The sequence below is a fragment of the Streptomyces sp. NPDC002926 genome, assembly GCF_053591755.1.
Genome location: NZ_JBSFUK010000002.1, coordinates 530653 through 543262, shown reverse-complemented (window position 1 = coordinate 543262; position 12610 = coordinate 530653). Strand labels below are relative to the sequence as shown.

Here is a 12610-nt window from a genome sequence, read left to right as displayed (position 1 = left end):
GTCGCGTCCGTCCTGAGTACTACCTGCTCACCGCGTGTGACGAGGCACGGAAGGTGTCCGCGTGATCGGCCGCCCGCTCGGCGGAGCTCCGCACCGGCCCCGCCTTCCCCACGGTGTCGACGGCGGTGCGGCAGATGCTCAACCGGGCCGCCCTCAAGACCTCAGTATCCGGTGGGGCGTATGAGACCCGTCTCGTACGCGAAGACCGCCGCCTGCGTACGGTCCCGCAGCCCCAGCTTCACCAGGATCCGGCTCACATGCGTCTTCGTCGTCTGCTCCGCCACCACCAGCCGCACGGCGATCTCCGCGTTCGACAGGCCCTGGGCGATCAGCGTGAGCACCTCGGTCTCGCGCTCCGTGAGATCACCGACGCGCTCCTTGAGCGGGGCCCGCGGTGCGCCCAGCGTCCGGGAGAACTCCAGGATCAGCCGCTTGGTGATGTTCGGTGAGAGCAGCGCGTCGCCCGCGGCCACCACCCGTACGGCTTCGGCCAGTTGAGCGGCCGAGGCGTCCTTCAGCAGAAAGCCGGACGCACCCGCGCGCAGCGCCTCGTAGACGTACTCGTCGAGGTCGAAGGTGGTCAGCACAAGGACCTTGACGGTGGCGTCCGGGGCCTGAGTGATCCGGCGGGTGGCTTCGATGCCGCCGAGTTCGGGCATGCGTATGTCCATCAGCACGACATCGGGGTCGAGTTCGGCGACCTTGGCGACCGCGTCGAGGCCGTCCACAGCCTGGCCGACCACCTCGATGCCGGGCTCGGCGTTGAGCAGCACCGTAAAGCCCTGCCGGACCATCGCCTGGTCGTCGGCGATCATCACGCGGATCGTCATGCGTTGTCCTTCATAGGGGTCCCGTTCAACGGGAGCGTGGCGGTCACTTCGTACCCACCGTCGGCCGTAGGGCCGGTCGTCACCTCGCCGCCCAGCATCACGGCGCGCTCGCGCATGCCGAGCAGACCGTGGCCGGCGCCCGGGGATGCCGGGACCGGTCCGGCCGGCGCGGTGTTGGTGACCCGGACCGTCATCCCGGCCGGGCCGTACGCGATCCGCACCCGCACCATCGAGCCCGGCGCATGCCGCATCGCATTGCTGAGTGCTTCCTGGACTATGCGGAAGGCCGACAGTTCGATGCCGGGCGACAGCGGGCGCGGACCGTTGTCGACCTCGGTGGTGACGGTCAGGCCCGCGCTGCGGACGTTGTCGACGAGAGCGCCGAGCCGCGCCAGCGTGGGCTGCGGGGTCTGGGACTCGTCGTTCGGCCCGGGGTTCTCGGACCGCAGTACGCCGAGCACCCGGCGCAGTTCGGTCAGCGCGTCGACGGCGTTCTCGCGGATGCCCGCAAGGTTCTCCTTCAGCTCCTCGGACGGATCCTCGACCAGGTGCGGCGCGACCTGCGCCTGGATGGAGATCACCGACATATGGTGGGCCACCACGTCGTGCAGCTCGCGTGCGATACGGCTCCGCTCCTCGAGCAGCGTGCGCCTGGCGCGTTCCTCGGCGGTCAGCACCTCCTGCTCAACCAGCCTGGTGCGGGCCTCGCGGCGGCCGCGCAGCGATCCCCCCACGACCACGACGACGGTGAAAACGAGCGCCGCCACCGGAGCCGTCGTGTCGTGGGGGCGGTCTCCGATCCCCTCGAGGACCAGGCCCGACAGACAGCTGAACAGCAGCGCCTCGACCGCAACCCGGGGGCGTACGCGCAGTGACAGCAGGAGCAGTACGCCGGCGTGCGCGAGGATCCCGGTCACGGGCCACGGCCACGGATCGTCCGGCCTTGGCTCGCCGGCCGCGACGACGAGAGTGGGGACCAGGGACAGCCACCAGGCGGGCACCGGACGGAACATCGCGAGGATGAGCGCGCCCGACTGGAACGCCGCGAGCAGCAACCCGTACTGCGCGCCGAGGCCGGAGCGGCTTTCCAGCTCATCGCTGTTGGCCAGGAAGAGGGGAATCGACAGCCACACCACAATGACGTGCGGCAACCAGGCCAGCCAGCGCACCTTGGCGATGCGCGGCAGCGGGTCGGCGGCGAGGGTGCACAGGTCCTCACGGAGGGTGCGCGGAAACGACCGCAGGGCCGTCTTGGCCGCCGGGGCCAGGCGCGCCTTGTCGTCGTTGTCCACGGCGTCAACCCTAAGCACGGTCCATCTCCCGCTCCCGGGCGGGCTCGTGGGTCCGTACGACCCGGCTGCCGTTCCGGGGCCGCCGCTGTTCGTACGTACGGAACGCTCCCCAGCACACCAGCAGCGCCACCGCGAAGACCGGCAGCCAGGCGATCCGGGCGAGCACCCAGCCGAAGCCGTCGGGCACCGTGTGCAGTCCGGGCAGCGCCGTTCCCGCGAGCAGGCCGGTCGCGGTGACCGCCATGAGCGCGGTCTGGTGCCAGAGGAAGACCGTCATCGCGGAGAGGTTGACCAGCGCCACGGCCGCCCAGGCCATGGGCCTTTGAAGCACCCGGCGCAGCGGGCCGAGCAGCAACAGGGCCGCCCCGCACTGGGCGAGGCCGAAGGCGACGGCGGCGAGGGTCGGCGGATTGAGGTTGGAGACGGGGGCACCCGGCACGCCGACCATGGCCGCGGGGTAGCCGGCGAACAGGACCAGCCCGGCGGTGGCGGCGAGGCCGACGGTGAGCAGCACCCAGCCGCTGGTACGGGAGCGGAACTCACCGCGTGCCCACGCCGCGCCCAGGCAGTACGGAACCAGCCAGCCCGCGGCCACATTCGTCCAGCCCAGCCAGGCAGGCCCGCCGAGGCCGAAGCGGAACAGGTCGATGTGGAGGACGACGGCGAGCGGCCACAGCGGATGCAGCCGGGCGACGAGCGGCGTCGCGGCGGTCAGCGCGGCGAACACGAGCAGGAACCAGAGAGGTGAGAGGACGAGGTCGAGAAGGGTGGTCACGGTGTCCAGGCCGGTACCGGAGGCAAGCATGCACACGGCCGCCACGGTCCACAGCGTCAGCAGGGCGGCGACCGGCCGGAAGAGGCGGGACAGCCGGGCGCCGAGCCACTTCCCGTAGGTCGTGCCGTGGGCACGGGCAAAGGCGTGGCTCGAGGCACCCATCTGCCCGCCGACCAGGAAGAACACGGCGAGGGTCTGGAAGAGCCAGGATATCGGGGCGAGTCGGGGCAGATGCTGCAGCGGGCTGGCGCCGCGCAGCCCGCCGCCGTCGATGACGAGGGCGGTGACAAGCCAGTGCCCGAGCACCACGCCGAGGATGGCGAGGGCGCGCAGGGCGTCGACGGCGCGGTCGCGGTCGGGCGGGGTGGCCGCGTCGATACGGCGTGCCAGGTCACGCAGCCGTGAGTCAGGCATGAGTGACCTCCGTTGCGCGGCCGAGGACGATCCGGGCGAGGTTGTGCAGAGATACGGAGCCGGGCTTCAGGTAGTCGCTGTGCCCGCCGTCACCGGCGGCGAAGGGACGTGCGCCGAAGTGCTCAGACACGGGGTCGGCGCCGAGGCCGACGGTGGTGCCGAGGATGTCGAGCCGGATGTGCGGGACATGGGCGATCCAGTCGTCGGAGCCGCGTCCGGCCCACACGGTGGCGGGGGTGTGGAGTCCGGCCACATCGTCGGCGCCGGCGCCGGGGCTGCCGTAGAGGACGATGTCGGCGACGTCGAGGGACGGGGCGGCGCGTCCGCAGACGACGGAGCCGTACGAATGGCAGAGCAGCGAGACTCGAGAGCCGGGCTTGGCTCCCTTCAGCTCCCGTACGAATTCTTGCAGTTGTGCGGCGGCGTCGTCCGCCCTCCCTTCGGTCAGGACTTCGGTGCTGACGGTTCCCGGCGTCGCGTACCCGAGCCAGGCGACGACCGCGGCGCGGCCGCCGAGCTCGTCGTGAAGGGCGACGGCGCCGGCCCGGAAGCGTTCGTACGTATCGAGGTTGGTGTCGGAGCCCGGCACCAGCACGGCGATCCGCTCGGCCCGCGCCAGATCGCCGAAGACCTCGGCGGTGCGGCCCCCGTCCCGGCCGTCGAACGAGAGGAAGTGCCGCGCCGGGTCCGCCATGACGCGCAGCCGGGCGGCCCGTCCCTGATCGCCATGGCCGGCGGCCGTCTCCGCGGCCGCGCGGATGTTGGCGCGACCGGCCGCGAACCTGTCGCCGAGGAGCGGGAGTCCGGCGGCGGTGAGCGGCGCGATGGTGGCCGGTGCCGGCGCGGGGACGGCGGCAGGCCGCGCCGCCGCCGACACCGGCAGGGTCACCGCGGCGGTGACAAGCGCGGCGAGCAAGGTACGACGCAGGCGGGACGCCATGGCTTTCCTTCGGTTCCGAGAGCTGAGTGCTCTCTCTCGGTACCGAAGTTATGAATCAGGGCGCGTGGTCGGCGTCCCGCTCGGGAGTGCATCCGCGGCGTAGCTCTGAAGTACTACGGGTATGAGCGGGGCCCCGCGGCTACCAGGCCAGCTGGGCGATCTCCTCCGCGACGACGGCGCACGCGTCCGCAGCCGGGTCGATCAGCGGGAAGTGTCCGACGTCCTCGAGGAGCGTCAGCCCGACGGTCTCACCGGCCTTCGCGGCGGCATCGACATACGCCTCCGGGACGGCGTACGGCACGACGATGTCGATACGCCCCTGTACGACGGTGGTGGCGATGCCGGTGGGCACGAGTACGGCCGGATCCGCGTGCGCTCTGCGGGCGTCGAACTGCGCATCGCCGCCGAGGAATTGTGTCACGGCCCCGCCGCACACATCGAGCGCGACGGCCTGCGTGAAGTCCGCGACCGGCGCGAGCGCGACGACGCCGCGCAGCGCGGGCGGCGCGGCGAGCCGCCACGGCGAGCCGGCCGGCAGAAGGTGCCGGGCGGCGGCCCACAGCGCCAGCTGCCCGCCGGCGGAGTGCCCGATGACGACGGTGCGCCGGGCGTCGGCCTGCGGCAGGACGTCCTTCACCAGGCCGGGCAGCGCGTCCATCGCGGTGGCGACATCGTCGAAGGTCTCCGGCCACCGCCCGGCGACGGCCTCGCTCCCACGCTGCTGCGGGAGCTCGCTCCCCCGCCGGTACTCCACATTGGCGACGGCGAGCCCGCGCCTGGCCAGAAAGTCCACGAAGGGCGTGACGTGCTGCCGGTCGTAGGCCGACCGCCAGGCTCCGCCGTGCAGCATCACGACGAGGGGCACACCCGCAAGCCCGCCACGGGGCGCGTAGAAGTCGACGACCTGGTCGGGGTGCTCGCCGTACGCGACGGAGGCATCCGGTGCGACGACGGGATGCGAGAGCAGCGAGTCGCTCTCGGCGGCGTCACGGGCGGCGGGGTCCATCGCTGCTCCAACCTTCCGGCAGTGTGGCGGAATTGACCTGACCAGCGGGGACGGTACCAGTCCCCGCTGATCAGATCGTCACGGCGTCAGGCGGCGACTACTTCCGCCAGTACCGCCGCCGCTCGTTCGGCGTCCGCGAAGCCCACGTACAGCGGTGTGAACCCGAACCGCAGCACATCCGGGCGGCGCAGGTCGCCGACCACGCCGCGTGCGATCAGCTTCTCCATCACCGCGGGCGCCTCCTCGCACCGCAGCGCGATCTGGCTGCCGCGCGACGCGTGCTCCAGCGGGGTCAGGGAGGTGACGCGACCCGCCGGGACGTACGCCTCGACGCACTCCAGGAAGAAGTCCGTCAGCGCCAGACTCTTCGCCCGTACGGAGTCGACCGAGACGCCGTCCCACACCTCCAGCGCCGCCTCCAGCGCCAGCATGGACAGGATGTCGGGCGTCCCGACCCGGCCCCGTACCGCGCCCGGTGCCGCCTCGTAGGCGGGCGTCATCGCGAACGGGTCCGTGTGCGAGTTCCATCCGGGCAGCGGGGAGTCGAAGGCTGCCTGGTGGCGTTCGGCGACGTACAGATACGCCGGTGAACCCGGGCCGCCGTTCAGGTACTTGTATGTGCAGCCGACCGCCAGGTCCACGCCGTGCGCGTCCAGACCGACCGGCAGCGCGCCCGCGCTGTGGCAGAGGTCCCAGACCGCCAGCGCGCCCACCTCGTGGATCGCCGCCGTCAGGGACGGCAGGTCGTGGAGGCGGCCGGTGCGGTAGTCGACATGGTTGACCAGCGCCACCGCCGTGTTCGGGCCGAGCGCCGCGGGGAGGTCGGCAGGCGCGACCGGGACCAGCCGCTTGCCCGTCATCCGGGCCGCCGACTCGGCGATATAGCCGTCCGTCGGGAACGTCGTCGCGTCGACCACGATGTCCGTACGCGAGAGGTCCCCGGAGCGCTCGGCGAGCCGGACCGCGCCCACGACCGCCTTGAAGACGTTGACACTCGTGGAGTCGCCGACCACGATCTGCCCCGGCCCCGCACCCACCAGCGGCGCGATCCGGTCGCCGATCCGCTCCGGCGCCGTCCACCAGCCGCTCTCGTCCCACGAGCGGATCCGCAGCTCGCCCCACTGCCGGGTCACCACATCGGCGACCCTCGCCGGGACATGGGCCGGCAGCGCGCCCAGCGAGTTGCCGTCCAGATACACGGCCTCGTCGAGCGCGAACAGCTTGCGCACACCGGCCAGTTCATCTGCGGCGTCCAGCGCCGCGGCCTTCCCGGCCAGTGACTCAGACATGGCTGCGCGCCGTCCACAGCTCGGGGAAGACGTTCTTGCGGGCGCGCTTCTCCAGCCAGGCCACGCCCGCCGAACCGCCCGTGCCCGACTTCGAGCCCATGGCCCGCCGTGTCGCCACCAGATGGTCGTTGCGCCAGCGCCACACCAGCTCGCCGACATCGGTCAGCGCCTCGCCGAGCCGCACCAGCTCGGTGTCCTGGTCCGCGGCACCGTACACGGCGGCCCAGACCTCCTCGATCTCCGCCGACGGCTCGTACTTCTGCGAGAGGTCCCGGTCGAGGACGGCGGACGGAACCGCCATCCCGCGCCGCGCGAGCAGGCGCAGCACCTCGTCGTACAGGCTCGGCTCCTGCAACGCCTTCTCCAGCTCCGCGTACACCCGCGGCGCGCCCCGGTGCGGCACCAGCATCGACGCCGACTTCTCGCCGAGGAGGAACTCGAGCCTCCGGTACATCGCCGACTGGAAGCCGGAGCCTTCGCCCAGAGCGCTGCGGTACGAGTTGAACTGAGCGGGGGTGAGATGCGCGAGCGGCTCCCAGGAGGCGTTGAGCGACTCCAGCTCGTACGTGCTGCGCTTCAGCGCGGCGAGAGCGACGGGCAGATTGTCCTCCCGCAGCGCGCCGGCCGCCGTCTCCCACTCGTGGACGATGACGGTGAACCACAGCTCCATCACCTGGGTGGTGACCAGGAAGACCATCTCTCCCGGGTCGTCCGAGAGCGGGTGCTGCAGGTGGGTGAGAACGTCCGCCTGGACATAGTCCTCGTACGGAGTGGTACCCGCGAAATCCAGGTTCGGGGTCGCGTCATGTGACATCGCTGTCTCCTCGACGTGTCCGGGTAGCGGTCCGCCCCTTCCTGTTGGCTCGGGAGCCCCGGTCCCCACCGGCATCATAAGCCGGGGGTCATTTCGCCGGTCAGAGCGCCGGGCCTGTGATGTACGTCCCGTTCTCGTCGTACGGCCAGGCATTGGAGCGGCAGCCGTCCAGCCCCTTGATCTGCTGCATCATCACCGGCGCGGGCTTGCCGGGGCCCGCGCAGCCCAGGTGCTTGCGGATGCCGATCTCGTGCCCGATCTCGTGGTTGATGATCAGATGCCGGTACTCGGCGGCGGGCCCGGCGAACGTCGGGGAGCCCAGCATCCAGCGGCGCAGATTCACCACGACACCCTCGGCGGTCTCGCAGTTCAGCTCGCCGTGGGTGTCGAAGCCCTGCGCGAGGCAGAGCCGGTCCGCGGTGGCCGGGGTGGCGATCCGGATCACGAAGTCGGCATCCGATGCGACCAGCTGGAAGGAGCCCTTGCCGTGCGCTGCCCAGCCGCGCGGATGGGCGAGGATCCGCTGGATCTCGGCGGCGGCGTCCTTCGCGGAGATGTCGACGCCGTCCTCGACCTGTACGCGGTAGCGGCGCAGCGGGCCCGAGCCGGCCGCGCTGCCGGAGGCCCGCGCGGTGGTGAAGGTGCCCTTGCCCGAGGCGGGGACCCTGGCGGGCGGCTTTTCCTTCCGCGTCGGAGGCTCGGCGGCCGGCGGGCGGTTCCGCGAGGGCGTCGACGGGGTGGCACGCGGCTCGGGCTCGGCGGCTACCGGGGGCTCGGACGGCGGTATGAGCGGGCGGACGGTGTCGTCCGCCCCGGCTACGGGCTCCGCGGTTCCGCGCCAGTGCGCGAGGGCGGCGCCGCCGCCGAGGGAGAGGACGACGAGGGCCGCGCAGAGCAGGAGTAAGCGGGCGAGGGGGCGGCGGGCCGCCGGTTTTCGGCGGCCGCTGCCGGTACTACTGCTACTGCTACTCCTGCTACGACTGCGGCTGCCCACCAGAACGCCCCCCACTGTGAATCGCCGGCGTGTGCGAATCTCCGGGGTGCGCGAACGGAGCGGCCGAAGGCCCGCACCCCCTGTACAGATGGGGAATACGGGCCTTCGGTTCGTTTTGATCAGCCCAGTGTGTCGGCCGCGGTCTGCGAGGAGTCGCGCAGGAACGTCGTGCAGCGCTCGTACTCCTCCTGCTCGCCGATCGACCGCGCGGCGCGCGCGAGCGCGTGCAGCGCGCGCAGGAAGCCGCGGTTCGGCTCGTGCTCCCACGGCACCGGGCCGTGGCCCTTCCAGCCGCTGCGCCGCAGCGAGTCGAGGCCGCGGTGGTAGCCGGTGCGCGCGTAGGCGTACGACTCGACGACGCGGCCGTTCTCGAACGCGTCGTCGGCGAGCTGAGCCCAGGCCAGCGACGAGGTCGGGTACTTGGCTGCGACATCGGCGGGAGCCGCCCCGGTCGCGAGGAGCTCGCGCGGCCCGGGGTCGTCGGGCAGGTGGGTCGGGGCAGGTCCCCCGAGGAGGTTTTCATGGATGGACATGGGCTCCAGTGTCACAGGTCGGTGGGGAATCCGTGGAAGCGGTGCGGGTGGTGTGCGACGGCGGCGAACATCGTTGTCATGGGCAGGGGCAGGGGCACGGGCGGGCGCAAGGCCACGGGCGGGCGCAAGGCCATGGCGCTGGGAGCGGTCGTCGTCCTGGGCCTGGCGACGGGGTGCGGCGAACCGGGCGGCAAAGACGGACGCGACGAGGCCTGGCGCTCGCCGTCGGCCCCACCCTCGCTGTCTCCGTCCACCACGTCCGCACGGTCCTCGGCGCCCGCCACGTCCTCGCCCTCGGTGTCCTCCAGTCCCTCCGGAAGCGCTCCAGCGGGCTCAACGGCACCGGGCCCGACCACGACCACCGGTGCGGGCACGGGCGGTCCCGCGACGGGCGGCTCGGGCGGTTCCGGCGGCGGAGGCTCGGGCGACGGCGGCGGTACGAGCGGGAACGGCGGCGGCGGGGGCGGCGAACCCGGCCCGCCCACCGCGCCCCCGCCCCCGTCCCAGCAGGCCCCGGCGGGCGGCACGGACGGTTTCCCGTACGACGGCGACCTCTGTGGGGGCCACCACGGCCCGTACGTCCAGGTCCACAGCGGGTCCGGGACGGGTCGGACCGGCAGGCTCGTCATCCGCGAGGGGCATTTCACCTGCCACGGCAGGGACAGGGCGACCTGGACCACCTCCGGCGGGACGGCACGCCCGTTCCCGCTGAACGAGAACGCGCACATCACCGTCACCACGCCATTCGTGGCCGCCGGGCAGCGCGGGGCGATCAGCGCGAGCGAGTTCCTCACCAGGATCAATGCGTACGGGAGGAAGCAGACCCTGGTCTTCCACTACCAGACCGACCCTGAGCTCATCGTGATCCTCAACCAGATCGACCCGGCTCAGTACTGACCACGGCAGCCGCCTCCAGCGGCGGCGCCGACACCCCGCAGTTCATCCTGCACTCGGGGCGGGCAGGCGCCGCCTCGGCCAGCGGCTTCCGTACTGTCCACCAGGCGATCAGCGAGCCCACGACCAGTACCCCGGCACACATCGGCATCGCCCGCCGGAACGTCGCACCGAACTCCGCCGCCGAGCGGTACGCCTCCGGACCCATCCCGGCCAGCAGCGGCAGCGCGGCCACCGCGAGCAGACCGGCCGCGCGGGCCGCCGCGTTGTTGATGCCGCTCGCGAGCCCCGCCCGCGCGGTCTCGACGGAGGCCAGGACGGTCGCGGTCAGCGGCGCGACCAGGGTCACCATGCCCATGCCCATCACCACCATCGCGGGCAGCACATCACGTACGAACGAAGCGTTCTCGCCGACGCGCAGCATCAGCATCATGCCCGTCGCGCAGAGCAGCGGGCCGACGGTGAGCGGGATGCGCGGGCCGATCCGCTCCGCCAGCTCCCCTGATTTCGCCGAAAGCAGCAGCATCAGCACCGTGGTGGGCAGCAGTGCCAGACCGGCGCCGAGTGCCGAATAGCCGGCCACCACCTGGAGTTGCAGGGCGGTGAGGAAGAAGAACCCGCTGAAGGCTGCGTACACGCAGAGCGTGACGATATTGACCGCGGTGAACTGCCGGTTCGCGAAGATCGACAGTGGCAGCATCGGAGCGGGCCGCCGCCGCTCGACGAGTACGAAGGCCACCCCGACCAGAATGCCCGCGAGGCCCACCCACACCGCCGGCGCGATGAGCGCGTACGTCACCAGCGCCAGTGCCGCGGCTCCGATCACCGCGCCCAGCACATCGAAGCGGCCGTGGGCCTGCGGGTCGCGCGATTCCGGTACGTGCTTCAGCGCGACCGGCACACACAGCGCGGCCAGCGGCACATTGATCAGGAACACCCAGCGCCAGCCGGGCCCGTCGACCAGCCAGCCGCCGAGAAACGGCCCGACCGCCGCGCCGACGCCACCGAACCCCGACCACAGCCCCACCGCGCGGGCCCGGTCGTCCGGGTGGAAGCTCGCCTGGATCAGGGACAGCGACCCCGGCGTGAGCAGCGCCGCGCCGACGCCCTGCAGAGCGCGGGCACCCACCAGCACAAGGTCATTGGGCGCGAGGCCGCAGAGCAGCGAGCCGGCCGCGAACCAGACCACGCCGAACACGAAGATCTTCCGCCGCCCGAAGCGGTCGCCGAGCGCACCGCCGAGCAGGATCAGCCCGGCCAGCGTGAGCATGTAGGCGTTGATCGTCCACTGGAGGACCGCCATGTCGGCGTTGAGGTCCTCCCCGATGCGAGGCAGTGCGACATTGACGACGGTTGAGTCCAGCAGGGCCATGCTGGAGCCCAGCACCGTCGTCAGAACCACCCAGCGGCCGGTGGCCGTGGACAGCCTGATCAGGCCCGGAGCCTTCATCCCCGGGCCCGTCCCTTCCGGGCTCTGCTTCCCCGGGCCCATCCCCGCCGGGCCCTTCTGCCCCGAGTTCTTCTCTCCCGGACTTGACTCCCCCGGCCTGTTGTCCATACCCGGATCATCCCCGGGCCCGGCGCCTCAGGCCAGCCGGTGGAGGGCACGGATCAGAGCGTCCACGCCCTGCTCCGCCTTGGCACGGGGACAGCCGACGTTGAACCGCAGGAAACCGTCGGAGCCGTACGTCGTGCCCGGCATGATCGCGACCCTCTCGCGCTCGATCAGCTCCCGCTGCAGCGCCGCGTCGTCGACCCCGAGCGGCCGCAGATCGATCCAGGCCAGATAGCCCGCCTGCGGCGGCTGCCAGCGAAGTTCCGGAAACGCGGAGTCGAGCCGCTCGGCGACGAGGCGGAGATTCCCCGCCACATAGGCGTTGAGCCGGTCCAGCCACGGCCCGCCGTTCCGGTACGCGGCGATGTGCGCGGTCAGCGACAGTACGGCGGGCGAGGCGAGCCCCTCACCCGTCTGCATCCGGCGCAGGAACGCCGCATGGTCGTCCGGGTCGCCGATGATCCCGTACGAACCACTGAGCGCCGGGAAGTTGAAGGCCTTGGTGGCTGAGGTGATCAGCGCCCAGCGGCCCGTCCCGAACCGCGTCCACGGCAGATGCCGCCGCCCTTCGGGCACAAAGTCGGTGTGTACGAAGTCGGCATGGATCTCGTCGCTGATGACCGCGACGTCGTACGCCTCCGCGAGCCGCGCGAACTCCTTCAGCTCGGCCTCCGTCCACACCGTGCCGGTCGGGTTGTGGGGCGAGCAGAGCACCAGCACCTTGCTGTCCGGGCGCGCGAGCTGCCGCTCCAGGGCCACCGGGTCGCCGAGCGGCGCACCGCGCAGCTCCCGCCCGAGGCCCGATATCGCCTTCAGGAAACCGTCGTAGGTCGGGGTGTGGACGACCACGCCGTCGCCCGGTCCGGTCCACATCCGCAGCAGTTGCGAGAGCTGGTTGAGCACGGAGGGCCCGTACACGATCCGGTCGGTGTCGATGTCGGTGCCGTAGCGGCCGGCGAACCAGTCACGTATCGCGGACAGGAAATCCTCGTGACGCCAGTCGGTGTAGCCGAAGATCCCGTGCTCGATACGCCGCTTCAGCGCGTCGAGCACCTCGGGCGGGGACGCGAAGTCCATGTCGGAGATGGTGAAGGGCAACAGCCCGTCCCTGCCGAACCGGTCCGCGACGCCGTCCCACTGCACGGACCAGGTGCCGTGCCGGTCGACGGGGGTGTCGAAGTCATAGCTCACGGTGAGTCCTCCCCGGACATGCCGCAGGCCCGGCACCCCGGGAAGGGGTGCCGGGCCCGGCGTACGGATGGCGCTTTTCGGGC

At 71.8% G+C, this 12610-nt stretch carries 12 protein-coding genes; 1 reads left to right on the top strand and 11 read right to left on the bottom strand.

Features of this window, described 5'->3' with window-relative positions; genetic code table 11:
- Positions 1–161: 161 nt before the first annotated feature.
- The 9 genes from ACWDZ6_RS05805 to ACWDZ6_RS05765 all read right to left on the bottom strand — a co-directional run bounded on the left by ACWDZ6_RS05805 (position 162) and on the right by ACWDZ6_RS05765 (position 8887).
- A complete protein-coding gene (locus ACWDZ6_RS05805; RefSeq protein WP_451501823.1) occupies positions 162–830 on the bottom strand; it encodes a response regulator in 669 nt (222 codons plus the stop codon).
- Positions 827–2122 carry a sensor histidine kinase gene (locus ACWDZ6_RS05800; RefSeq protein WP_451501822.1) on the bottom strand — a complete coding sequence of 432 codons (1296 nt, stop codon included), beginning with the start codon at positions 2120–2122 and terminating at the stop codon, positions 827–829. The genes ACWDZ6_RS05805 and ACWDZ6_RS05800 overlap by 4 nt, the downstream gene beginning before the upstream one ends.
- Before the next feature lie 10 nt (positions 2123–2132).
- On the bottom strand, positions 2133–3311 hold the full coding sequence (locus ACWDZ6_RS05795) for an acyltransferase family protein (protein ID WP_451501821.1): 1179 nt from the start codon (positions 3309–3311) through the stop codon (positions 2133–2135).
- On the bottom strand, positions 3304–4251 hold the full coding sequence (locus ACWDZ6_RS05790; protein WP_451501820.1) for an alpha/beta hydrolase: 948 nt from the start codon (positions 4249–4251) through the stop codon (positions 3304–3306). The genes ACWDZ6_RS05795 and ACWDZ6_RS05790 overlap by 8 nt, the downstream gene beginning before the upstream one ends.
- A 139-nt stretch (positions 4252–4390) precedes the next feature.
- Positions 4391–5257: an alpha/beta hydrolase gene (locus tag ACWDZ6_RS05785; protein ID WP_451501819.1), complete on the bottom strand. Its 867-nt coding sequence runs from the start codon at positions 5255–5257 to the stop codon at positions 4391–4393.
- An 86-nt stretch (positions 5258–5343) separates the two neighbouring features.
- On the bottom strand, positions 5344–6546 hold the full coding sequence (gene kynU, locus ACWDZ6_RS05780) for a kynureninase (RefSeq protein ID WP_451501818.1): 1203 nt from the start codon (positions 6544–6546) through the stop codon (positions 5344–5346).
- Positions 6539–7360: a tryptophan 2,3-dioxygenase family protein gene (locus ACWDZ6_RS05775; protein ID WP_326651487.1), complete on the bottom strand. Its 822-nt coding sequence runs from the start codon at positions 7358–7360 to the stop codon at positions 6539–6541. The genes kynU and ACWDZ6_RS05775 overlap by 8 nt, the downstream gene beginning before the upstream one ends.
- A 100-nt stretch (positions 7361–7460) precedes the next feature.
- The gene (locus ACWDZ6_RS05770) at positions 7461–8354 is read right to left on the bottom strand and encodes a DUF3152 domain-containing protein (RefSeq protein ID WP_451501817.1); all 894 of its coding nucleotides are present in this window, start codon (positions 8352–8354) and stop codon (positions 7461–7463) included.
- A gap of 119 nt (positions 8355–8473) precedes the next feature.
- Positions 8474–8887, bottom strand: coding sequence for a DUF3151 domain-containing protein (locus tag ACWDZ6_RS05765; protein WP_451501816.1), 414 nt, complete (start codon positions 8885–8887; stop codon positions 8474–8476).
- A 78-nt stretch (positions 8888–8965) separates the two neighbouring features.
- On the opposite strand from ACWDZ6_RS05765, the gene ACWDZ6_RS05760 reads away from it, so the two are divergent.
- Positions 8966–9784, top strand: coding sequence for a hypothetical protein (locus ACWDZ6_RS05760; protein WP_451501815.1), 819 nt, complete (start codon positions 8966–8968; stop codon positions 9782–9784).
- Here ACWDZ6_RS05760 and ACWDZ6_RS05755 read toward each other — a convergent pair.
- Positions 9756–11231: a DHA2 family efflux MFS transporter permease subunit gene (locus tag ACWDZ6_RS05755; protein ID WP_451501814.1), complete on the bottom strand. Its 1476-nt coding sequence runs from the start codon at positions 11229–11231 to the stop codon at positions 9756–9758. The two genes, ACWDZ6_RS05760 and ACWDZ6_RS05755, sit on opposite strands and share 29 nt — an antisense overlap.
- A gap of 135 nt (positions 11232–11366) precedes the next feature.
- Complete coding sequence (locus ACWDZ6_RS05750; RefSeq protein ID WP_451501813.1) at positions 11367–12527, bottom strand: MalY/PatB family protein; 1161 nt, start codon at positions 12525–12527, stop codon at positions 11367–11369.
- Positions 12528–12610 lie beyond the last annotated feature (83 nt).